The sequence below is a fragment of the Frigidibacter albus genome (genome assembly GCF_009908165.1).
GTDB lineage: Bacteria > Pseudomonadota > Alphaproteobacteria > Rhodobacterales > Rhodobacteraceae > Frigidibacter > Frigidibacter albus.
In genome coordinates, this window is sequence record NZ_JAAAUC010000007.1 from 143128 (window position 1) to 166340 (window position 23213).

General features: G+C 68.3%; 20 protein-coding genes. 11 read left to right on the top strand and 9 right to left on the bottom strand.

What is annotated here, in order from left to right; all coding sequences use genetic code 11:
• Positions 1–72 precede the first annotated feature (72 nt).
• Positions 73–1191: a Ppx/GppA phosphatase family protein gene (locus GVY41_RS12370; RefSeq protein WP_161346820.1), complete on the bottom strand. Its 1119-nt coding sequence runs from the start codon at positions 1189–1191 to the stop codon at positions 73–75.
• Between the two features lie 292 nt (positions 1192–1483).
• Here GVY41_RS12370 and GVY41_RS12375 point away from each other — a divergent pair, with 292 nt between their 5' ends.
• The 4 genes from GVY41_RS12375 to GVY41_RS12390 all read left to right on the top strand — a co-directional run bounded on the left by GVY41_RS12375 (position 1484) and on the right by GVY41_RS12390 (position 4906).
• Positions 1484–1783 carry a virulence factor gene (locus GVY41_RS12375; RefSeq protein ID WP_161346818.1) on the top strand — a complete coding sequence of 100 codons (300 nt, stop codon included), beginning with the start codon at positions 1484–1486 and terminating at the stop codon, positions 1781–1783.
• Positions 1784–1829: 46 nt separating this feature from the next.
• Positions 1830–2747, top strand: a complete 918-nt coding sequence (locus tag GVY41_RS12380; protein ID WP_161346816.1) for a methylenetetrahydrofolate reductase — start codon at positions 1830–1832, stop codon at positions 2745–2747.
• A 2-nt stretch (positions 2748–2749) separates the two neighbouring features.
• Complete coding sequence (locus tag GVY41_RS12385) at positions 2750–3703, top strand: methyltetrahydrofolate cobalamin methyltransferase (protein ID WP_161346814.1); 954 nt, start codon at positions 2750–2752, stop codon at positions 3701–3703.
• Positions 3704–3778: 75 nt separating this feature from the next.
• Positions 3779–4906: a THUMP domain-containing class I SAM-dependent RNA methyltransferase gene (locus GVY41_RS12390; protein ID WP_161346812.1), complete on the top strand. Its 1128-nt coding sequence runs from the start codon at positions 3779–3781 to the stop codon at positions 4904–4906.
• A gap of 8 nt (positions 4907–4914) precedes the next feature.
• Here the strand turns inward: GVY41_RS12390 and GVY41_RS12395 are convergent, their stop codons facing one another.
• From GVY41_RS12395 to GVY41_RS12405, 3 genes are all read right to left on the bottom strand, one after another.
• On the bottom strand, positions 4915–6741 hold the full coding sequence (locus GVY41_RS12395; RefSeq protein ID WP_161346810.1) for an acyltransferase family protein: 1827 nt from the start codon (positions 6739–6741) through the stop codon (positions 4915–4917).
• Positions 6742–6938: 197 nt separating this feature from the next.
• Entirely contained in the window at positions 6939–8048 is a 1110-nt protein-coding gene (aroB, locus tag GVY41_RS12400) for a 3-dehydroquinate synthase (protein ID WP_161347097.1), read from the bottom strand.
• Positions 8049–8080: 32 nt separating this feature from the next.
• A complete protein-coding gene (locus tag GVY41_RS12405) occupies positions 8081–8626 on the bottom strand; it encodes a shikimate kinase (RefSeq protein ID WP_229726051.1) in 546 nt (181 codons plus the stop codon).
• Between the two features lie 213 nt (positions 8627–8839).
• Between GVY41_RS12405 and GVY41_RS20110 the strand changes: the two genes are divergently transcribed.
• From GVY41_RS20110 to GVY41_RS12415, 3 genes are read left to right on the top strand one after another with little or no spacing between them, the layout of a single operon-like run.
• Entirely contained in the window at positions 8840–8977 is a 138-nt protein-coding gene (locus tag GVY41_RS20110) for a hypothetical protein (RefSeq protein ID WP_163535490.1), read from the top strand.
• On the top strand, positions 8964–10511 hold the full coding sequence (locus GVY41_RS12410) for a hypothetical protein (protein WP_161346808.1): 1548 nt from the start codon (positions 8964–8966) through the stop codon (positions 10509–10511). The genes GVY41_RS20110 and GVY41_RS12410 overlap by 14 nt, the downstream gene beginning before the upstream one ends.
• 23 nt (positions 10512–10534) lie before the next feature.
• Positions 10535–11458 carry a tyrosine recombinase gene (locus GVY41_RS12415; protein ID WP_161347093.1) on the top strand — a complete coding sequence of 308 codons (924 nt, stop codon included), beginning with the start codon at positions 10535–10537 and terminating at the stop codon, positions 11456–11458.
• A 97-nt stretch (positions 11459–11555) separates the two neighbouring features.
• On the opposite strand, the gene lpdA is transcribed toward GVY41_RS12415, so the two are convergent.
• From lpdA to GVY41_RS12440, 5 genes are all read right to left on the bottom strand, one after another.
• Positions 11556–12953: a dihydrolipoyl dehydrogenase gene (gene lpdA / locus GVY41_RS12420; RefSeq protein ID WP_161346806.1), complete on the bottom strand. Its 1398-nt coding sequence runs from the start codon at positions 12951–12953 to the stop codon at positions 11556–11558.
• 75 nt (positions 12954–13028) lie between these two features.
• A complete protein-coding gene (locus GVY41_RS12425; protein ID WP_161346804.1) occupies positions 13029–13610 on the bottom strand; it encodes a DUF924 family protein in 582 nt (193 codons plus the stop codon).
• Between the two features lie 72 nt (positions 13611–13682).
• Positions 13683–15053, bottom strand: a complete 1371-nt coding sequence (locus GVY41_RS12430) for an MFS transporter (protein ID WP_161346802.1) — start codon at positions 15051–15053, stop codon at positions 13683–13685.
• A gap of 72 nt (positions 15054–15125) precedes the next feature.
• A complete protein-coding gene (gene queA, locus GVY41_RS12435; protein WP_161346800.1) occupies positions 15126–16193 on the bottom strand; it encodes a tRNA preQ1(34) S-adenosylmethionine ribosyltransferase-isomerase QueA in 1068 nt (355 codons plus the stop codon).
• 10 nt (positions 16194–16203) lie between these two features.
• Positions 16204–19563 carry an AsmA-like C-terminal region-containing protein gene (locus GVY41_RS12440; RefSeq protein WP_161346798.1) on the bottom strand — a complete coding sequence of 1120 codons (3360 nt, stop codon included), beginning with the start codon at positions 19561–19563 and terminating at the stop codon, positions 16204–16206.
• Between the two features lie 130 nt (positions 19564–19693).
• On the opposite strand from GVY41_RS12440, the gene GVY41_RS12445 reads away from it, so the two are divergent.
• The 4 genes from GVY41_RS12445 (at position 19694) to GVY41_RS12460 (ending at position 23167) form a co-directional block, all read left to right on the top strand.
• On the top strand, positions 19694–20182 hold the full coding sequence (locus GVY41_RS12445; protein ID WP_161346796.1) for a peroxiredoxin: 489 nt from the start codon (positions 19694–19696) through the stop codon (positions 20180–20182).
• Positions 20183–20280: 98 nt separating this feature from the next.
• The gene (locus GVY41_RS12450) at positions 20281–21075 is read left to right on the top strand and encodes a ferritin-like domain-containing protein (RefSeq protein WP_161347091.1); all 795 of its coding nucleotides are present in this window, start codon (positions 20281–20283) and stop codon (positions 21073–21075) included.
• Positions 21076–21360: 285 nt separating this feature from the next.
• Complete coding sequence (locus GVY41_RS12455; protein WP_161346794.1) at positions 21361–22680, top strand: M23 family metallopeptidase; 1320 nt, start codon at positions 21361–21363, stop codon at positions 22678–22680.
• Positions 22670–23167 carry a bactofilin family protein gene (locus tag GVY41_RS12460; RefSeq protein WP_161346792.1) on the top strand — a complete coding sequence of 166 codons (498 nt, stop codon included), beginning with the start codon at positions 22670–22672 and terminating at the stop codon, positions 23165–23167. The genes GVY41_RS12455 and GVY41_RS12460 overlap by 11 nt, the downstream gene beginning before the upstream one ends.
• The last annotated feature ends 46 nt before the right edge of the window (positions 23168–23213 follow it).

The following is a 23213-nucleotide window of genomic DNA, read 5'->3' on the forward strand; positions in this document are numbered from 1 at the left end:
TCTCGCCGCCCGCAAACCCCTGCTTGCGGCATCATCGGCCCAGATACGCATCCAAGGCCCCGCCTGCAACCTTCAGTAGGGCCCTTCCTCCAGCACCCCGTCCGCCGACATCTGCGCATAAAGCAGCCCCTCGCGCAGCCCCCGGTCCGCCACCGACAGCTTGTCGGTCGGCCAGATCCGCATCAGCGCCTGCAAGATCGCCGCGCCCGACATGATCAGCGTATGCCGGTCGCGCCCGATCCGCGGGTCGGTCCGGCGCCCCTCGGGGCCCAGCGCCAGATAATCCCGGATCACCCGGTCGATCTGGTCCGAGGACATGCGCAGCCCGTCCACCTTGGTGCGGTCATAGCGGCGCAGGCCCAGATGGCTGGCCGCGACGGTCGTCACCGTGCCCGAGGTGCCGATGATCTGGAACCCCTCGCGCGCCTGGGCGGAATTGTAGGGCGAGAAATCTGCCAGCTTTTCCTCGAAATACCAGCTCATCAGCGCAAACCGCGCCGCGTCGTCCTCGACATCCTGGAACTGGTCTTTCAGCGTCGCCACCCCCAGCGGCACGGATATCCAGTCCACCACCTTCGCCGCCGGCTCCAGCGCCGCGGGGTCGCTGCGGAACCCGCCCGACAGCCGCATGATCGCCCGCGGCCGGTCGGGCCCCGGCACCCCGGAAATGTCGATCCAGACCAGTTCCGTCGACCCGCCGCCGATATCCACGACCAGCAGCTGCTCGGTCTTCTTGCTGACCAGCGGCGCGCAGGAGATCACCGCCAGCCGCGCCTCTTCCTCGGGTTCGATGATCTCCAGCGGCAACCCGGTCTCGCGCCGCACATAGCGGATGAAGTCTCGGGCATTGCGGGCGCGCCGGCAGGCCTCGGTCGCCACGAGGCGCATGTGAAGCACCTTGTGCTGCTCGATCTTGCGCCGGCAGATCTGCAGCGCCTGCACCGTGCGCGCCATCGAGGCACGCGACAGCTTGCCCGAGGCCTCCAGCCCCTGGCCCAGCTGGACCGTCTTGGAAAAGCTGTCCACGACATGGAATTGCGCACCCTTCGGGCGGGCAATCAACATGCGACAACTGTTGGTCCCGAGATCCAGCGCCGCATAAAGCTGCGCCGGGTCGGGGATATGGGTAGCGTGGGGCTCGACCGTATGAGCCGGGAGCGCCCCCGCACCCGTGGGACGCTTGGGCGCCATCGTCACGCCCTCCGATTTCAAGTTATCCCCAAGGTAAGGCCAGCCAAGCCCGGGCGCAAGCGCAGCTATGCAGAGCCCCATGTGCGCGCGGCGAGCCCCGGCTCCGCGCCCGCCGCTTCTTGCTGGCGCAAATATCCGCAGAGGGGCGCCGGGGAGGGGCGCGCCCCTCCCCGGCCGGGGGGCGCGGGGGGCTGGCCCCCCGCTGCTGTCGCTAGCCCCCCGCGGAATGTCGAAATCCGGCACTGAAAGCCGCCTTTTGCAGCCTATTGAGGACAGAACGAGGAATCATCCCATGCCCGATATCACCATCCTCTACTGGCGCGACATCCCGGCCCAGATCATCGTCGGCAAGGGCCGGCGCGGGGTGAAACGGGCGCTGCCGGAACGCTTCGAGCAGGCCATCGACCGCTGCGCCATGAAGATCGGCGCCCGCGACAGCGACGCCTATCTGGCCGAATGGCGCAAGGCAGAGCCCTACACGCTCGAGGCCGAAACCGACGAGGCCGCGGCCGAGGCCGAACTGGCGCGGATCACCACCGAGTATGACGACGCGCGGCTGCGCGTGCTGATCGCCAATGATGGCCGGGCCTGACGCCCCGCCATCCTCCCCGAACCCCGGCCGCTGGAGGGCCTTGCGCATGGCTTTGCTGAACTTCCGCCGCGAGGAAAAGCCCGCTCCCTCGGGTCTCGAGGCCTTCCTCGCCGGCTACTCGCTCGAGGTGATGCCGCGCACCGCCGCCGGGGTGGACGATTTCCGCGCCCTGCTGCCCGCCGGCACCCGCGTCTATATCGCCCATATCGAGGGCACGCCCATCGACGAGATGGTCGCCACCGCCCGCCGCCTGCGGCTTGAGGGCTATGAGCCGATGCCGCATTTCCCGGCCCGGATCATCCCCGATGCCGCCACGCTGGCGGATTGGGTCGCACGCTACAAGGGCGAGGCCGATGTGCGGCAGGCGCTGCTTCTGGGCGGCGGCGTCAACACGCCTGCGGGGGAGTTCGACAGCTCCATGCAGCTCTTGGAGAGCGGCGCCTTCGACGGCTTCGACCGCCTCCATGTCGCCGGCCACCCCGAGGGCAACCGCGAAATCGACCCCGATGGCTCCGACCGGATGGTGATGCAGGCGCTGCGCTGGAAGCAGGAGTTTGCCAACCGCACCGATGCGCAAATGGCCATCGTCACCCAGTTCTGCTTTGAATCCGCCCCGGTCATCGCCTGGGCCGACCGTCTGGCTGCCGAGGGCATCGCCCTGCCGATCCATATCGGCATCGCCGGCCCCGCCAAGCTCCAGACCCTGCTGAAATTCGCCATCGCCTGCGGCGTCGGCCCCAGCCTGCGCGTCCTGCAACGCCGCGCCCGCGACGTGACCAAGCTGCTGCTGCCCTTCGAGCCGACCGAGATCCTGTCGGACCTCGCCGCGCATAAGGCCGCGCATCCGGGCTTCGGGATCGAGGCGGTGCATTTCTTCCCGCTTGGCGGGATCAGGGCGAACGCGAACTGGGCGACCCAGAATGGTGGCGCGGCCACGGCGCCCGCTCTTCACAAAGAGGTTTAAGAATGACCCGTACCACCATTGAATCAAAGACAAAAACCGTCACCATCGGCTTTGACGAACCCTTCTGCGTGATCGGTGAGCGCATCAACCCCACCGGCCGCAAGAAACTCGCCGCCGAGCTGGAGGCCGGCGACTTTTCCACCGTCGAACGCGACGCGCTGGAGCAGGTGGCCTGCGGGGCGATGGTGCTCGATGTGAATGCGGGCGTCGTCTACAACTCCAACCCCAACCCGAACGAGACCGAACCGCCGCTGATGGAGGCGATGATTCGGCTGGTGCAGGGGCTGGTGGACGTGCCGCTCTGCATCGACAGCTCTGTCCCCGGCGCGCTGGAGGCTGGCCTCGCCGCCGCCGAGGGCCGGCCGTTGCTGAACTCCGTCACCGGCGAGGAAGACCGGCTGGAACTGGTGCTGCCGCTGGTCAAGAAATACAATGTGCCGGTGGTGGCGATCTCCAACGATGACACCGGCATTTCGATGGACCCCGAGGTGCGCTTTGCGGTGGCCCGCAAGATCGTCCAGCGCGCCGCGGATTTCGGCATCCCGGCGCATGACATCGTGGTCGATCCGCTGGTGATGCCGGTCGGCGCGCTTGGCGATGCCGGGCGGCAGGTGTTCACGCTGGTGCGGCGGCTGCGCGACGAGCTGGGGGTGAACACCACCTGCGGCGCGTCCAACATCAGCTTCGGCCTGCCCAACCGCCACGGCATCAACGCCGCCTTCCTGCCGATGGCGATTGGCGCGGGGATGACCTCGGCGATCATGAACCCGGTGCGGTCGGTGGAAATGGAGGCGATCCGCGCCGCCAACTTCCTGATGAACCACGACCCGAACGGCACCGAATGGATCCGCTTCGCGCGGGTGCTGGAGGCGGTGAAGGCCGGGCAGGATTTTGCCACCGCCTCGGCGGAGGTCGCCGCCGCAGGCCGCGCCGGGCGTCGGCGCAGCCGGGGGTAAGCTGTCGGGGCGCCGCACCGGCGCCACCTCACGATTCCGGTCGCTGCGCGCCATGTTTCGGGCTATGCGGGCGAAATGACCGAAGATACCCCCACCCCCGCAGATTTCGAGATCTTCCTTGTCGCCCCGCCGGGGCTGGAGGCGCTGCTCTGCGACGAGGTGCGCGAGGCGGGCTTTGCCGACCCGCAGGCCGTGCCGGGCGGCGTGACGATCATGGGCGGCTGGCCCGAGGTCTGGCGCGCCAACCTGCAAATCCGCGGCGCCAGCCGGGTTCTGGCGCGGATCGGCGCATTCCGGGCGATGCATCTGGCACAGCTCGACAAGCGCGCCCGCAAGTTCCCGTGGGCCGACATCCTGCGCCCTGATGTGCCGCTGAAGGTGGAAGTCACCTGCAAGGCCTCGCGCATCTATCACGCCGGCGCCGCCGCGCAGCGGATCGAGACCGCGCTGCGCGAGGAGCTGGGGGTGGCGATCTCCCCCGAGGCGGAGTTCAAGCTGAAGGTGCGGATCGACGATGACCTTTGCACGATCAGCGTCGATACCTCGGGCGAGTCCCTGCACAAGCGCGGCCACAAGGAGGCGGTGAACAAGGCCCCGATGCGCGAGACGCTGGCGGCGCTGTTCCTGCGCCAATGCGGGTATGACGGGACCGAGCCGGTGGTCGATCCGATGTGCGGGTCCGGCACCTTCGTGATCGAGGCGGCCGAGATTGCGGCGGGGCTGCTCCCGGGCCGCACCCGGCATTTTGCGTTCGAGCAGCTGGCGAGCTTCGATCCGGCGGCGTGGGACCGGATGCGCAATCCCGCCGCCCGCCCCCACCCCGCCCTGCGCTTCTACGGCGCCGACCGCGATGCCGGCGCGATCAAGATGAGCCGCGCCAATGCGGAACGGGCGGGCGTGACCGACCTCGTGCAATTCGCCACCCATGCGATCAGCGACCTGATGCCGCCCGAGGGCAAGCCCGGCCTCGTGATCGTCAACCCCCCCTACGGCACGCGGATCGGCAACAAGAACCTGCTCTACGGCCTTTACGCCGCGCTTGGCCAGACGCTGCTGACCCGCTTCGGCGGCTGGCGGGTGGGGCTGGTGACCAGCGAGCCCTCGCTCGCCAAGGCAACCGGCCTGCCCTTCGCCCCGCCATCCGCCCCGGTGCCGCATGGCGGGCTGGGGGTGCAGCTGTTCCAGACGAAGGCGCTGCGGTAGGGAACCAGTCAGTTATTCTGCGCAGCCAAACCTTGCGGCAACATCGCAACAAGATGGTCCGCGATAAGTCGCGCCCCGCTCATACTGGGGTGATGGCCGTCGAACAGAATCGGCGCACCAGCCTCCGTCAGCAACCTGCAGGTTCCTGTGCTACACATGAAGTCAGAGGGCATAACGATCCGCACTCGCGGATCGAAATGCCGGGCGACCTCGGCCCGTTCAGGCCCCGCGAAATCGAAAATTGTTGCGCCGCCCGAGGCTAGGCGGGTTGGAACATCTTCTCCGGGCGAGGGCGTGGGGCCGACGACATAGACCGCCTTGCCGCCTGCCAGCAGCGCATCTGCAGCGCGCGATACGCCAGCATAGATCGCAGGGTTGTTGTAGTACGCCACCAGGATGACGCTCTCGACCTCTGGCTGATCGAGCACATAGTCCAGAACCTGATCATTGTGCTCGCGACAATTCGGACGATCATCACGCTCGCTCCCCAGAGCGGGCGGGCATGAGGAGTAGGTGATGGTCCTCGTACGGACACCCTGCTCAGCTAAGGCCTGAGATATCTCCACCCCGTGACTATCGCCCCAAAGCAGAACGCTTTCGGCCCCGGCCCCATCGCCCAACACGCAGGCGGCAGCAGGATCGGGTGACCCTGATGAGATGTGACAGCGGTCGCGGTGCGGACTGATATCCTCACGGGCCAGGTCGAACCCTCGCAAGTCAGCCGGGAGGCGCGCAGGCCAGCCGTCAAGCTGGCTATACACGAGGTTGACCGCAATGACCGCTGCCGCCGTAATGCCTACACCGCGCAAGAGGCGTGGCGTCGGCAGCACCAGTCTGTCGCGGGTCTGCCCCTCGACGAAACGCCATGAAAGCCAGGCTGCGGTGAATGACGCTGTCAGCACCCCTACCTGCCCCACGGGGCCCTCCATCCAGCCCCAGTCCTGCGCGAATACGACCAGCGGCCAATGCCAAAGGTACAGCGAATATGAAAGCTTGCCGACGAACACCACTGGCGTGCGCGAGAGCACCGCGCCTACGGCAGTCCCCTCTGCCGAATGGATCAGCAGCACGGCCCCCAGTACCGGCGCGATTGCCAGCATACCAGGGAACGCCATGGCGTCGGAAAAGGTGAATACAGAGACGGCCAAAAGCGCCACACCCACCAGCGCGGCGGCCTCACGGACGCGGGGGTGGGCAAACCGTCCGGGCATGCCAAGTGCCAGCAACGTCCCAGCAAGAAGCTCCCATGCCCTGGTGGGCAACATATAGAATGCAGAATTTTGGCTGATAGGTGTCACCACGACACAAAGAGCCAGCGATGCCACAAGGGTCAAAAGCACAATCGCCCGGGCATATCGCGGCACGTAGAACAGTATCGCCCATAGGACGAGTGGCGCGAAAATGTAGAACTGCTCTTCAACGCCCAAGGACCAAGTGTGCAGCAATGGCTTCTCATGCGAATCTGCTGAAAAGTAGCCAGCCTGAGACCAGAACACGATATTCGCTACGAACAGTATCGCACCGAGCCCCTCCTGCCACAGCGACTCGAACTGGCTCGGCAGCAACGCGAGCGGAGAGGCGATGAGAACAAAGGCGACCATCGCCAGCAATGCGGGGAAGATGCGGCGGATCCGGCGTTCGTAGAAGCGGGAGAGACTGAACTTTCCGGCCGATATCTCCGAGATCAGGATCGTCGAGATCAGATATCCGCTGATCACGAAGAACACGTCAACCCCGACAAACCCGCCTGGAAAGCCCGGCACTCCGACGTGAAACAGCACAACGGGTAGCACCGCGAGCGTTCTAAGGCCGTCAATATCCGGGCGGTACTTCATCTGGTCCTACCTTGAGTTCATGAGGTCGCGCTGCAGCCTGAAGGTCCTCGGGCCACTAACGGGTAGAGGGAGAAAGTGCCATAGCCGTGACAGCACCCTAAAGGAAAAACGTTCTTCCCTTAATGAGTTGGCGGCAGGTTGCGTATTGTTTGTGCTACCGGAGCCTTGGGTTTCCTTGGCGGCAGCACTGCGTGGCGTCAGCGCCCGCGCAGCCCCTCGGCCAGCACGCCCCGCACCACGCCCAGATCGACGCCGTCCGCCACAAAGGCCTCACCGATGCCGCGGGCGAGGATGAAGCGAAGCTTGCCGTCCTGCACCTTCTTGTCCTGCGCCATCAGCGCCAGCAGGCCATCGGCATCCGGCAGATCGCCCCCAATATCGGCAAGGTCGGTCTTCATGCCCATGGCGCGCAGATGGGCGCGCACCCGGCTCGGCGCCTCTTGCGAGCACAGGCCAAGCCGCTGGCTGACCTCGAAGGCCAGCGCGCAGCCGATGGCCACGCCCTCGCCATGCAGCAGCCGCGGGCCATAGCCGGTGGCGGATTCGAGGGCGTGGCAGAAGGTGTGGCCGAGGTTCAGCAATGCGCGCTCGCCCTCCTCCGTCTCGTCCCGGCTGACGATGGCTGCCTTCATCTCCACCGACCGATGCACGGCGTATTGGCGCAGCGCGGCGTCCCCCGCCGCCAGCGCCGGCCCGTTCGCCTCCAGCCAGTCGAAGAATCGAGCATCCCCCAGCAGCCCGTATTTCACCACCTCGCCATAGCCGGCGAGGAAGTCGCGCGGCGGCAGAGTCGCCAGCAGGCCGATGTCGGCCAGCACCAGTGAGGGTTGGTGAAACGCGCCGATCAGGTTCTTGCCGTGGGGCGAGTTGATGCCGGTCTTGCCGCCGACCGAGCTGTCCACCTGCGCCAGCAGCGAGGTCGGGATCTGCACGAAGCGCACACCCCGGCGCAGTACGGCAGCGGCGAACCCGGCCAGATCGCCGATCACCCCGCCGCCAAGCGCAATGACGATATCCCGACGCTCTACCTTCTCGGCCAGCAGCCATTCGACGGCGCGCGAAAACTCCGGCCAGCCCTTGGTCCCCTCGCCCGGCGGCAGTGCCAGCGCGGTCATCTGGATGTCGCCAAGCCCCTCGCGCAGCGCGTCCAGATGCAGCGCGGCGACATTCTCATCGGTCAGCACGGCCACTCGGGGCCGGCGCAGCAGCGGCGCGATCTCGGCCCCCACGCGCGCCAAGAGGCCGGCACCGATGCGCACCTCATAGCTGCGCGCGCCCAGATCGACGGCCACGGTTTGGATCGGCATCGGCATCGGCATCGGCATCATCCCCATCGGCATCATCCCTTGTCCAGCAGCCCCGGATGCGCCGCCAAAGCGTCGATCACCCGCGCCGTCATCTCGTCGATGGAATACTCGGCCCGCGCCTCGACCGTCATATCGGCCAGCGCATAGATCGGCGCCCGCGCCTCCAGCAGCGCCGCCAGCGTGCCCTTCGGGTCCGGCGTGCGCAGCAAGGGGCGCGAGGGTTTGTGCCGCACCCGCTGCCACAGCAGCTCCAGATCCGCCTTCAGCCAGACGGACACGCCCTTTTCCGCAATCGCCTTGCGGTTGGTCTCCGCGAGAAACGCCCCGCCGCCGGTGGACAGCACGCAGGGCTTGCCGGTCAGCAGCCGGCGGATCACTTGCGATTCCTTATCGCGGAAGAACGATTCGCCGTCGCGGGCGAAAATCTCGGCCACCGAGCGGTTGGCGGCACGCTCGATCTCTTCGTCCGAGTCGAGAAAAGGCAGCGACAGGGCCCGCGCGAGGGCATTGCCCACCGCCGTCTTGCCCGCGCCCATCATGCCCACCAGCACCACCGTCTTGCGCAACCGTGCCTTCACCGCGAGTGTTTTCCCCGTTTTGTCCCGTTTGTCCGCGGCGCGCCCGCGCTTTCCCGCCGGCCCTGCAGCTATTTCGCGGCCCCGGCAACTTTCCGCCCTGAATGGCGTGAACAGGGCGGAAAAGCCATATATAAAACCAATGGTGCCCCTGCGCCGCCCCGCCTTATGGCGCGGAGGACAGACTCGGGGCGAACAAGAAAAGGGCAGATCGGTATGGGGCGAATTCTGAAGGCGGTGGCGGTGCTGGCGGTGCTTGGGGCCATCGGGCTGATCGGCTTTGCCTATCTGGGCGATCTGACGCCCGCGCCGAGTGAAACCCGCAAGCCGGTGGAGCTGAATGCAGGCAGCTAAGCACATCATCGCAGCCGGGCTCGCCGCACTTCTGGGCAGCGCCGCCGCCGCGCAGGACGCGCCGATGTCGGCGATCGACTGGCTGTCGCAATCGGTGGCGGCCACGCCTGTCGCCCTGCCCGCCCCACGGCCACCAGAGCCCGCGGTCTCGACCGGGGCGGCGCCCGAATCCATCACCGTGACCCCGCTTGGCGGCACCACGCTCGATGCGCTTGGCCTGACGCCGGCGCAGCGGGCGGGGCTGCCTAAGGCACTCTGGGGGGAAACGCCGACGCTGGATCTTGCCCGCATCATCCGGGCCGAACGGGCGGATACGCTGCCGGCGATCCAGTCGCTGCTCTATGCGCTGCTGCTTGCGGAACTCGACCCGCCGCTCGATGCCGATGGCAGCGGCCAGTTGTTCCTGGCGCGCGTCGACAAGCTTCTGGACCTCGGCGCGCTCGACCCGGCGCTGGCGCTGCTGGAACTGCCCGATGACCCCACGCCGGAACCCTTCCGCCGCTGGTTCGACGTGGCCCTGCTGATCGGCGAGGAGGACCGCGCCTGCGAGACGATGCGCGCAACCCCGCAGGTGGCCCCGACCTTCCCGGCGCGGATCTTCTGCCTTGCCCGCGGCGGCGACTGGAACGCCGCGGCGCTGACCCTGTCCACCGGCGAGGCGCTTGGCCATATCGACGCGGAAACCGGCACCCTGCTGGCCCGCTTCCTCGACCCGGAACTCGCCGACGGCGCCGAGGATCTGCCGCTGCCCGCCCGCCCCTCGCCGCTGGTGCTGCGGCTGATGGAGGCGGTGGGCCAGCCGATGTCCACCACCACCCTGCCGCTGGCCTTCGCGCAATCCGACCTGCGCTCCAACTCTGGCTGGAAGACAAGGATCGAGGCGGGCGAGCGGCTGGCACGGTCGGGCGCCATCGGCCCGAACCAACTCTTGGGGCTCTACACCGAGCGCGGTCCCGCCGCCTCGGGCGGGGTCTGGGACCGGGTGGCGGCGGTGCAGGCGCTGGAAGCGGCGATGGCAGAGGGCGGTGCCGATGCCATCGCCAAAGCGCTGCGCCCCGCCTGGGAGCAGATGGTGCAGGCCGAACTCGAGGTGCCCTTCGCCGAGCTTTATGGCGAGCGGCTGGCGGCGCTGCCGCTGAAGGGCCGCGACGGCCAGCTTGCCTTCCGTATCGGCCTGCTGTCGCCGGCCTATGAAACGGTCGCCGCCGCGCGTGCCCCGCAGGACGGGGTGGAGGCGTTCCTGATCGGGCTGGCAAAGGGCGACGTGACGCGCCTCGTGCAGCCAGACCAGATGGGCGCCGCGATCCGGGCCGGATTTTCCGAAGACGCCCCGTTGAGCGACGAATATGCGCCGCTGTTCGAGGGCAACCGTCTGGGCGAAGCGCTGCTGATGGCGATCGACGATGTGACCGAAGGCGCGCGCGGCGATCTGCGCCGCGTCACCTCGGGCCTGACCGCTCTGCGCAAGGCCGGGCTCGAAACCCCTGCCCGCCGCGCCGCGCTGGAACTGATGCTGCTGGAGCGGCGGGGGTGACGCATCCCTCCGCCAACCGGCCGATGGAGATGTGGATCTCGGCCTTCCTCGAGGCACAGGCGGCCGAACATGATGCCGCCATCAACACAAGGCTGGCCTATGGCCGCGACCTGAAGGATTTCGCCGCCTTCCTTGCGCATCGCGGCCTGCACTTCGCCGCCGCGCCCCGCGAGGCGGTGGAGGACTATCTGGTGCGCTGCGAGGCGGAGGGCCTGTCCAAGTCAACCCGCGCCCGCCGTCTGGCCTCGATCCGGCAGATGTACCGATTCGCGCATGAGGAAGGCTGGCGCGAGGACAACCCCGCCATCCGCCTCTCCGGCCCCGGCAAGGACCGGCGGTTGCCGGCGACTCTCACCCAGGCCGAGGTCGGCGCCCTGCTGACCGCCGCGCGCGAGACCGGCAAGAGCCCCGAGGACCGCCTGCGCAGCACCTGCCTGATGGAACTGCTCTACGCCACCGGCATGCGGGTGACGGAGCTGGTCACGCTGCCCGTCTCTGCCGCGCGCGGCGATCCGAAGATGCTGCTGGTGCGCGGCAAGGGCGGCAAGGAACGGCTGGTGCCACTGTCCGGCCCCGCCCGGGCGGCGCTGGCGGACTGGCTGAAGGCGCGCGATGCGGCCGAAGAGGCGGCGCGCGTGGCGAAACGCACCCCGCCCACGCGCCACCTGTTCCCGGCCCGCGGCAAGGACGGGCACCTGACGCGGCAGGGCTTCTTCACGCTCTTGAAGGATATCGCCCTGCGCGCCGGGCTCGACCCCTCCCGCGTCACCCCGCACGTGCTGCGCCACGCCTTCGCGACGCATCTGCTGGAAGGCGGCGCCGACCTGCGCGCGATCCAGCTGATGCTGGGCCATGCCGACCTCGCCACGACAGAGATCTACACCCATGTGCTCGACGAACGCCTGACCGCGCTGGTCATGGACCATCACCCGCTGGCCAAACGCTGACGGCACCCAAAACCCTGCCGGCTTCTTGCTGGCGAAAATATCCTCGGGGGTGAATTGGCCGAAGGCCAAGAGGGGGCAGAAGGCCCCCTCCCTTGCCTCAGAAGTGGATCGCGCGCCCGTAAGCGTCCAGCACCGATTCGTGCATCATCTCGCTCAGCGTCGGGTGCGGGAACACCGTCTGCATCAGTTCCGCCTCGGTCGTCTCCAGCGTGCGGCCGATCACATAGCCCTGGATCAGCTCGGTCACTTCGGCGCCGACCATGTGGGCCCCCAGCAGCTCGCCGGTCTTGGCGTCGAAGATGGTCTTGACCAGCCCTTCCGCCTCGCCCAGGGCAATCGCCTTGCCATTGCCGATGAAAGGGAAGCGGCCGACGCGGATGTCCAGCCCCGCCTCTTTCGCCTTGGCCTCGGTCATGCCGACGCTGGCGATCTGCGGCTGGCAATAGGTGCAGCCGGCGATGGAGCCCGGCTTGATCGGATGCGGATGGCCGCCGCCGATCAGCTCAGCCACCATCACGCCTTCATGGCTGGCCTTGTGCGCCAGCCAGGGCGCGCCGGCGATGTCGCCGATGGCATAGAGCCCGTCGACGCCGGTGCGGCAGAACTCGTCCGTCACCACATGGCTGCGGTCGATCTTCACGCCAAGCGTCTCCAGCCCCAGCCCTTCGACATTGCCGACGATGCCGACGGCAGAAATCACCGTGTCGAACTCGGCGGTCTCGGTCTTGCCGGCGCTTTCCAGATGCGCGATGACGCCCTTGCCGGGGGTGCGGTCCAGTTTCTTGACCGTGGTCTTTTCCAGGATCTTCATGCCCTGCTTCACGAACTGCTTCTTCGCAAAACCGGCAATCTCGGCATCCTCGACCGGCAGCAGGCGGTCCATCACCTCGACCACCGTGGTGTCGGCGCCAAGCGTGTTGAAGAAACTGGCGAATTCGATGCCGATGGCGCCCGAGCCGATCACCAGCAGCTTCTTCGGCATGCGTTTGGCCACCAGCGCATCGCGGTAGCCCCAGACGAGGTCGCCATCCGGCTCCAGCCCCGGCAGCTCGCGGCCGCGCGCGCCAGTGGCCAGCACGATGGATTTCGCCGCCAGATCCTCGGTGCCCTTGTCGGTCTTGACGCTGACCTTGCCCTTGGCCGGGATCGTCGCCGTGCCCATGAACACGGTGATCTTGTTCTTCTTCATCAGGTGCGCGATGCCCGAGGACAGCTGCTTCGCCACCCCGCGCGAGCGTTTCACCACCTCGGCAAGGTCGAACGAGATCCCCTCGGCCTTCAGCCCGAATTCCTTGGCGCGGTGCATCAGGTGGAACACCTCGGCCGAGCGCAGCAGCGCCTTGGTCGGAATGCAGCCCCAGTTGAGGCAGATGCCGCCGAGGCTCTCGCGCTCGACAATGGCGACCTTCATCCCCAGCTGCGCGCCGCGGATGGCGGCCACATAGCCGCCCGGGCCGGCGCCGATCACGATCATGTCGAATGTCTGGGCCGCCATGTCTTCCTCCTGCTGCGAAGATAGTTTGGCCTTAAACTATTTCTGGACTCGGTTCAACGCCGCTGCACATGCGGCTTATGCGCCATCCACGGCCTGCACCTCGCGCAGCGCCGCGCCATAGCCGCCCTCGGCCAGAAACGCCGCCTCGGCCTCGGTCGTCTCGCGCCCCAAAGCGCCGTTGCGATAGGGGAAGCGGCCGAAGCGTTCGATCACCAGCGCATGGGCGCGGGCGTGCTGCAGCGTGCTGGCGCCGGTTTCCGGCATCCGCGCGGCCACCAGCTCCTGGCAGCGGGCCTGATCGGCAAGCGCCTCGGAATGCATGAAGGGCAGGTAGAAGAACTGCCGCAGCGGTTCGGCAACGCCGCTGTCCCAGCCGGCATCGGTGGCAATGCGGGCCGCGGCCAGCGCCTGTCCATCGGTGGCAAAGCTGCGCCCGTCGCCGCGGAACATGTTGCGCGGGAACTGGTCGGTCAGGATCAGATAGGCAAGGCTGCCCTCGGTCCCGTCCGCCCAGTGCTCGCGCTCCCCGGCCAATGCCGCCTCCCAGTCGGGCAGGAAGGCCTCCCGGATCTGTGCGTCCTGCGCAGGGTCCACCGCATACCAGCCCGCCGGCCCGATGCCCGCCCAATAGGCGAGAATGTCCTGGGTGCTTGCCATGTCCGTCTCCGTCCTGTTGCGCAGAGCCAGCCTGACAGAGCGGGGCGGGGATGGCCAGAGCCGGAGCCGCGGTCAGCCGCGCTCCGGCTCCCCGGTCGGGCGCTCGGGATCAAACCCGGGATCGGAGGTAAGATCCGGCTCGGGCGCGCCCGACTCGGCCGCGATCTCGGCAGCAGCCTCTGCCTCCCCGCCCGGATCGGGGTTCTGCGGGCCACCCTCTTGCGCGGCGCCAAGCGCGGCCTCCACCGCCAGCGACGAGGCGGTGGGCGACAGCGCGGCAAAGGCGCCGGTCTGGTCGGACGCCAGCGCGGGGCGCCGCGTCATCCGGTAGCCGGCATAGGCCGCCAGCAGCAGCATCAGCGCGGCGATATACAGGAAGAACCCCGAGGGCCCCATCTGCGCCATGATCCAGCCGGTCAGCAGCGGGCCGCCGATGGCGCCAAGGCCGTTGATGAACAGAAGGCCCGCCGAGGCCGCCGCCATGTCGGAATTGTCCAGAAAGTCGTTCGTATAGGCGACCAGCAGCGAATAGAGCGGGTTGGACACGCCCCCTGCCACCATCGCCACCACCAGCAGCACGCTGAACGGCACGTCGACCAGCACCGGCACGATCATCACCGCCGCCGCCACCAGCGTCATCGCCACGATCAGCTTGCGCCGGTCCATCCGGTCCGAGGCCCAGCCGATGGGATATTGCAGCACCAGCCCGCCCAGATAGATCGCCGCGATGAACAGCGAGATCTGCGGCACCGTCATCCCCGCCTGCGTGCCGAAAACCGAGGCCATGCCCCAGAGCGCGGCGAAGATGCCGCCCACCAGGAACATGCCGACGCAGCCAAGCGGCGAGGCTTCATACAGCCGGCGGAAGCTCAGCGGCTTGGTCGACTCGAAAGCCGGGGCCTGCCCCGCGCTCAGCAGGATCGGGGTGAAGGCCAGCGACACCAGCACCGAGGGGATCACGAACAGGATGAACCCCGACGGATCGCCAAAGGCCATCAGCCCCTGCGCGGCGATGATGCCGATCATCTGCACGATCATGTAGGCCGACAGCGCCTGCCCGCGGTTCTCGTTGGTCGAGGCGTTGTTGAGCCAGCTTTCCGCAGTGATGTAGACACCGGAAAAACTGAACCCGATCACCACCCGCATCAGTGTCCAGGCGATCCAGTCGGGCGCCACGGCATACATCACCAGCACCGCCGAGATCAAAGATCCAAGCGCCGCGAACACCCGCACATGGCCGACACGGCGGATGAGCTCGGGCGTCATCCGGCTGCCGAACAGGAAGCCGGCGAAATAGGCCGACATGACGACCGACATCTGCAGGGTCGAGAATCCCTCGATGCCGCCGCGGATGCCCAGAAGCGTGCCCTGCATGCCGTTGCCCAGCATGAACAGCATCACGCCAAGCAGCAGCGCCCATGAATTTCGCAGAACCTCGAACATCGTCAGCCTCTGGCAAGAAGGCCCCCAGAGCTACGCGAGGGCGGGGTGAAAAGCAAATGCAGCGGCGGCGGGTCAGTCGGCGTCCCGCGGGCCGGGCATCAGCAGCGAGGCATCGCCATATGAGAAGAAGCGGTAGCCGCTGTTTGTGGCGTGCTCGTAAATGCGGCGGATGCGATCCTGTCCCATCAGCGCGGAAACCAGCATCAACAGCGTGCTCTTGGGCAGGTGGAAGTTGGTCATCAGCGCGTCCGTCACCCGGAAGCGGTAGCCCGGATAGATGAAGATGTCGGTGCTGCCCTGCCAGGGATGCAGCACGCCGCCCGCATCCGCCGCGCTTTCGATCAGCCGCAGCGCGGTGGTGCCGACGGGGATCACCCGGCCACCGGCCGCGCGGGTGGCGTTGATCGCGGCGGCGGCGGCAGGGGTGACCTCGCCCCATTCGGCATGCATCCTGTGCGTCGCCACATCGTCCACCTTCACCGGCAGGAAGGTGCCGGCGCCGACGTGCAGGGTGACTTCCGTGAACTCTACCCCGCGCGCCCGCAGCGCCTCCAGCAGCGGGGCATCGAAATGCAGGCTGGCGGTGGGGGCAGCAACGGCGCCGGAATGGCGGGCGAAGATGGGCTGGTAATCGTCGCGGTCCTGCGCATCGGGGGCGCGCAGCGCGGCGATATAGGGGGGCAGCGGCATGTCGCCGGTCTCGGCCAGCGCGGCGTCGAAATCCGGGCCGGCGCAGTTGAAGGCGAGCGTCAGGCGGCCCTCGGCAATCCCCGTCACTTCGGCGGCCAGCGCGTCCGAAAAACGTATAGTCTCCCCCGGCTTGAGCTTGCGCAGCGGCTTGGCCAGCGCCGACCAACCGCCGCCCGGCATGGGCTCGAGCAGCGTGACCTCGATCTTCGCCACGCCCTCGCCCTGCGCGCCCGGCCTAGTGCGGGTGCCGTTCAGCCGGGCCGGGATCACCTTCGTATTGTTCAGCACCAGCCGGTCGCCGGGGCGCAGGATATCGGGCAGGTCCGCCACGCTGCGGTCGGCGATGTCATCGCCCACCGCCAGCAACAGCCGCGCCGAGGAGCGCGGCTTGGCGGGCCGCGTGGCGATCAGCGCCTCGGGCAGGTGGAAGTCGAAATCCGATAGCTTCACGAATGCATCCTTACTGCGTGACCCGGGGCGGATCGCTGCGGAAGATCTCGCGGAAGATCCCCGGCGTCAGGATCGACAGCGGGTTGACCGAAACCGCCGGCGCCTTGGCCGTGCCCGAGATGGTGTAGTTGAAGCCGAACAGCCCCTCGCCCCGGCGCGAGACGATCTGGCCGAGGGCATTGACGAGATAGATCGGCGAGACAACCCCCCGCAGTTCCATCCGCCCCGTTTTCAGCCCGTAAACCCCCGACATCGACACACCAAGCGAGGCGCCCATGGCGGCGCTTTCCACGATCTCCACCCGGTCGGGCGACAGGGTGAAGCGGGCATCCACGGTGTTGAACAGCAGTCCCTCGCCGCCCAGTTGCTCCAGCAGGCCGATCACGCTGACCGCGCTGAGCAGTTCCGCCAGCACCGGCGCGTCCTGTACCCGAAGGTCGCGCACGGCGACCTGCCCATCATAGCTGCCCTTGCCGCTGCCCCGCGGCGTCAGCACCAGATCCATCACCCCGCCCCGGGCGCGCGAGAAGATGCCGGTGGCGCGGAAGACCGCGCCCGCATCTTGCGATTGCAGCCGCACGCCAGTGCGGCCCGAGCCGCGCGTCGGGGCCACGGTGCCCGACACCTCGGCCGCGCCATTGACCAGCCCGGTGAAGCGCCCGGAGAATCCGCCTTGGGTCGAGAACTCGCCGCGCAGCCGCTGCAGCGACAGGGTTTCCGACACGGTCAGCCGGTCCAGCGCGATCTGGATCGGCGGGCTGTCGCCAACCCCGCCCCCGCCCCCGCCGGTTCCGAACTCGGCCCGGCGCAGATCGGCGCTGCCGCCGGTGACGACCACGGCAGGCGCGCGCCCCGCCCCGCGCCCGCGCAGCTCCACCCCGCCGTCGAACCAGCCACCGACCTGCACCTGCGGCAGACGCACCGCCTCGAGCGCGCCGCCCGGTTGCAGCGAGACCGAACCGCTGGCCGACAGGCCCGCCGCCTCGATCCGCAGCGCCTCGACCGCGGGCGGGGAGCCGAGGCGGCCCGAAACGTCCAACGATCCGGTCTGCGCCGCGTCCTTCGCCCAGCCGATTTCCGGGATCGACAGCGCCACGCGGTTCAGGTCCGACCGCAGCCGGAACACCGGCGGCGTATCCGGCGCCAGATCGATGGTGATGTCCCCGATCCCCTCGCCCCGGACCATGCCCTCCGGCAGCCCGATGCCAAAGGCCGTCAGGAACCGCGGCGACAGCTCCACCGTGCCCTCCAGCCGCGAGCGGCCCTGCTGCGCGGGCCCGAACTCCTGCCGCCAGGACATGCGGAACGGCACGCCCGAAATCGTGCCCGGCCCCGACAGTGTCATGCCCTGCGGAGTCGCCCGCAGATCGAGCCCCTCCGACTGCACCTCGCGCCCCGGCACCACTTTGTCCGACCGCAGCTCGGTCAGCCTGGCGGTCACGTCATAGTCCACATCCTCGGGCCGCACCCGCTCTGCCAGTGTCAGCTTCAGCCTAGCGACAGCCTCGGCCTGCCCCTCGGCAATGTCGATGCCGCGCCCGGACCTTTGCATCAGGCGGAACGGCGGCTCGTCCAGCAGCGACAGCACGGCGCTGATGGTGGAGGCGGTGCGCAGCACGATCTCCACCGGGGCCGGCTTTTGCTCGATATCGGGCACCGTCATCACCGACCCGGCCATGTCCACCGGCTCGCCATTGGGAGCGACGACATGGCCGCGGTCTACCACCAGCGTATGCGCACTGCCCGCGATGGTGGCATAGCCGCTGCCATCCTGCACCGGCGGCAGGGTCTTCAGCACCCGCACCTCGGCGCCGCGGAAGGCATAGTCCAGCGACATCCGCGGCTCGGTCCCCGGCTTCAGGCGCACGGCGGCGCGCACGTCGAACAGCTCGCCCGTGGTCACATTCTCGGCGATCCAGCGGCGCGTCCCCGGCACGAGCGTGACGGGCCAGAGCGCGATCAGCCGGTCATGGGCCACCGCGTCCAGCGCCACATCCAGCGCCATCTCCCAGCCTGCGGCATCGGCACTGGCGGTGCCCTCGGCGGCGATGCGGCGGCCGCCCTCATCCACCAGCACGAACTGCCCGATGTTCAGCTGGAACGGATCCAGCGTCAGCTTCAGGTCCATCGCGCCGCTTTGAAAGGCGACCGGAGTCTCGAACAGCCCCAGCGGATCGGCGCGCAGATCCGACAGCGCCACCTGCGCCACCAGGCCGGTCGGGAAGCCGCTCTCCATCCCCTGCAGCCAGGCACGGGCGGTGCCGCGCATCCGCAGCGCGGCGCTTTCCACCGTCATGTCGCGGAACTCGATCACCGCCTCATCGGGGTCATAGCCGAAATACAGCTTCGCCCCCTCGAACTCCACCGGGCGGATGCCTTCCACCGGCCGCAGCGCCCCGGCGCCGATCTCCAGCGTGCCATCCATCTGGCCGACCCGGCCCTCGGCATCGACGCCCGACCGGAACGCGCCCGAAATCGGCGCATCCAGCACCGCGAGCCAGGCCAGTGCCGGGGCCTGCGCCGCCAGATCGGCGGCGGGAACGCGGGTGACGGTGGCCCCGAAACTCGCCTCGGGCCCGGTCTTGGAGCTGGTCAACGACAGCTGGGCCGAGGCCGGCTCCTCGCCCTCGCCCGCCACTTCGCCCGCCACTTCGAATGACAGGCCGATCGCCAACTCGGAAATGTCCTGCGTCAGGCTCAACCGGCCATTCGACACGATCCAGCGCTGGCCCGCGCGCTGGTCGTCCAGCACGATGCCAAGGTCAACCGCCTCGATCCGCGCGATCCCGGCCAGCACCGGCAGCGCAAAGACCTGCTCCAGCGCCTCCAGCCCCTCGGGCAGGGATCCGATATGCCGCGCGCCCGCCGCCGCCCCCTGCATGAACGCAAGGTCCAGCGCCCCGTCCGGCGCGCGCCGCAGCGTCACCTGCGCCCCCGAAATGCGCAGGCTGCGCGGCTCCAGCCGCCCGCGCAGCAGCGGTTTGGGCCAGAAGCTGGCGCGCAGTTCGGGCAGCAGCGCCACCGGCACCCCGCCCGAGCGGATCTCGACCCCGCGCAGCCGCACCCGCGGCACGAAGCGCTCGTCCACCAGCAGCTCCACGGCGCCAAGCTTCAGTGTTCCGGCGGCGGAGCCTTCTGGGGAGGAGATGGCAAGGTTGATCCGCGCCTCGATCCGCTCCACCGCCCAGACCGGCAGCAGGATCGGCCGCCCGGTCAGCGCCATCACCCCAAAGCCCGAGGCGGCCACGATCAGCGCCAGGCTCAGCAGCAGCCAAAGGCCGATGCGGCGGCGGCGGCGCGGCTCTGGCGGCAGCGCAGCCGTCTGCCGGTCCGCTCCCCCGTCCCGCAGCTCATCCTCGCCCGCTGTCATTCCGCCCCTGTCCGCCTCGCCCATAGCCTTCGAACGCGCAAACCCCGCGCCCCGGTCCGCTTGCCCTTTATCTTTGCCCCGCCTGCATTAAAACCCGAAGTCGAACAGACACGCAAAGGATCACGGCGAGATGATCGATACCGCTTCCCCCAAGCCCACACTGGAGCCCGGCACCCCGGCCCCGGATTTCACCCTGCCGCGCGATGGGACGGGCACCGTCACGCTGTCGGCCCTGCGCCCGCAAAAGGTGGTGCTCTACTTCTACCCCAAGGACGACACCCCCGGCTGCACCACCGAGGCGCTGGATTTCTCGCGCCTGCAGCAGGAGTTCGCGGCGGCGGGCACGCTGGTCATCGGCCTGTCCAAGGACAGCGTCAAGGCGCATGACAAGTTCTGCGCCAGGCACGGGCTGGGGGTGATCCTCGTCTCCGACGAAGGCGCCGACACGGCCGAGCGCTATGGGGTCTGGGCCGAGAAGAACATGTACGGCAAGACCTACATGGGCATCGAGCGCACCACCGTGCTGATCGACGGCGCCGGCAACATCGCCCGCATCTGGCGTAAGGTGAAGGTGCCGGGCCATGCGGCCGAGGTGCTGGACGCGGCCCGCGCGCTGTGAGCGCGCAGGATCCACAGACTGGCGCTGTGAGCGCGCAGAAAGCGCAGACTGGCGCTGTGAGCGCGCAGGATGGCGTGACGGCCGCCACATTGACCGAAATGGCGGTGGAGGTCCTCTCCACCGCCGAGGGCCGCGCCAAGACCGCGCTCAGCCATGCCCATGCCGCGCGCTGGTTTGCCGAGCGCGCCGCCGGCACCCCTATCCCCATCGGCGCCGCCAGCCCGCCGCCCCGCCCCGCCCGGCCGGTGAAGCCCGACCTGCTGCCGCCCCGCGACGTGCCCCGCCGCCGCACCGGCAGCCCGGAGGGCCGCATCGCGCTCCTCCACGCCGTCGCGCATATCGAGCTGAACGCGGTGGACCTGCACTGGGATATCATCGCCCGCTTCGGCCACCACCCGATGCCGATGGGCTTCTACGATGACTGGGTGAAGGCGGCGGATGAGGAGTCCAAGCACTTCAACCTGCTTTGCGACCGGCTGGAGGCGATGGGCAGCTTCTACGGCGCCCTGCCCGCCCATGCCGGCATGTGGCAAGCGGCCGAGGACACCGCCCTCGACCTGCAGGGCCGCCTCGCCGTGGTGCCGATGGTTCTGGAGGCGCGGGGCCTCGACGTGACCCCGGGGATGATCGACATCTTCACCAAGGCAGGCGAGGCGGAAACCGTCGCCGCCCTGCAAGTGATCTACGCCGAAGAGGTCGGCCATGTCGCCTATGGATCGAAGTGGTTCAACTGGCTCTGCGGGCGCGAGGGCAGCGATCCCAAGGAGGTGTTCCACACCCTCGTGCGCCGCTACTTCCACGGCACCCTGAAGCCCCCCTTTAACGAGGAAAAGCGGGCCGAGGCAGGCCTGCCGCCCGACTTCTACTGGCCCCTGACGGAGGACGCGGACTGACCGGCGAAGGGTGCCCTCCTTCCCCTTTGCCTTTTGGAAATATCCTCGGGGGGCCGCGGGGGGCAGAAGGCCCCCCGCTTCTTCGCTTCACGGGGCGGGGCAGACAGCCCCCCGGCCTCGCCCCACGCCCCTCATCAACCGAATACTTACACGTTTCGGCGGCATTCCGCCCAAAACCGGCGGGAAGCTGCGACAATCCCGCCACGCCCGCGCAAAAAGATTGCCCTGCCGCCCCCCCGGTTGCTAAGCCCCGTCTCGGATGAGGGCAATAAAGGACAAGGGCGCGTGCCGAAACGGATACTGCACCGAGTCAACACGGCGCTTGGGCGCCACCTGCCGGAACAACGCCTGTTCCTGCGTTCCGACACCGAAACACGGTTCATCCGGCTGCGGCCGCTGACCCAGGCGCTGGTCCTGTCCTCGGGCGGGCTCGTGCTCGCCTGGACGATCATCGCCACCGCGATCCTGCTGATGGATTCGATCGGCTCGGGCAGTGCCCGCGATCAGGCCGCCCGCAAGCAATCGGTCTATGAAACCCGGCTCGACACCATCGCCCGCGAACGCGACGCCCGCGCCGAGGAAGCCCTCGCCGCGCAGGAACGCTTCGCGGTGGCGCTTCAGCAGGTCTCGACCATGCAATCGGCGCTGCTCGACTCGGAAGAGCGGCGGCGCGAGCTCGAAACCGGGATCGACGTGATCCAGACCACCCTGCGCCGCACCATGACCGAGCGCGACGCCGCCCGCACCGAGGCGAAGGTGGCCAGCGCCGCCCTTGCCGGCGAGGTCGAGGCGACGGGACTTGCCCGCACCGGCGATCTGGTGGCGACGCTCGACATCCTGTCCGACACGCTTGGCGAGACTGCAGCCGAACGCGACGCCAAGATCGCCGAGGCCGATGCCAGCCGCGCCGAGACCGAAACCATCGCCTATGAAAAACGGCTGATGGAAGAGCGCAATGACGAGATCTTCAATGCCCTCGAAGACGCGATCACCGTCTCGATGGACCCGCTCGACAAGGTGTTCAAATCGGCGGGCCTGAACCCCGACGATCTGATCAGCCAGGTGCAAAGCGGCTATTCGGGCCAGGGCGGTCCGTGGACGCCGATCGCCATGTCGGCCAAGAATGACCCCACCGCCAGCGCCGAAGAGGCCCGCGCCGCAAGGCTGCTGGAAGGCTTCGACCGGCTCAACGTCTACCGCATCGCCGCCGAGCGTGTGCCGCTGGCCATGCCGCTGCAATCGGCCTTCCGCTTCACCTCGCCCTTCGGCCAGCGTTGGGGCCGGCTCCATGCCGGGATCGACTTCGCCGGCGCCTATGGCTCCCCGATCTACGCCACCGCCGACGGCGTCGTCAGCCATGCCGGCTGGATGTCGGGCTACGGCCGCCTGGTGACCATCAAGCACCAGTTCGGCATCGAGACGCGCTATGGCCATATGGCCCAAATCCGCGTGAAGGCCGGGGATAGGGTCTCGCGCGGGGACCGGATCGGTGATATGGGCAACTCCGGACGCTCCACCGGCACCCATCTTCACTACGAGGTGCGCACCGGCGGCACACCAGTCAATCCCATGACGTTCATCAAGGCGGGAAGAGATGTTTTCTAAAAGCAGGATCAACGAACCCGGTCCCAAGACTGCCGGGACCGAGACCGACAAGCCCAAGGCCCCGGAAACCGCGTTGGCCCGCCCTTCGTCGGACTACACCCCTCCCAGCACGCCCAAGGTCAAGCCGGCCACGTCGGTCCTGTCTTCGGACCTGCTGATCACCGGCAACATCAAGACCAGCGGCGACATCCAGATCGAAGGCACGGTCGAGGGCGATATCCGCGCCCATCTGCTGACCGTCGGCGAAAGCGCCACCATCCGCGGCGAGATCGTTGCCGATGACATCGTGGTCAACGGCCGCGTCGTCGGCCGGGTGCGCGGGCTCAAGGTGCGGCTGACCTCCTCGGCGCGGGTCGAGGGTGACATCATCCACAAGACCATCGCCATCGAAAGCGGCGCGCATTTCGAAGGCTCGGTGCAGCGGCAGGACGATCCGCTGGCCAATGGCGTGACCCCGAAACTGGCCCCGCCGGTTCCGCAGGAATAAGCGCGACGGGCCCTTTGGGCCTCGGCCGAAAAGATCGAGGGCGGTG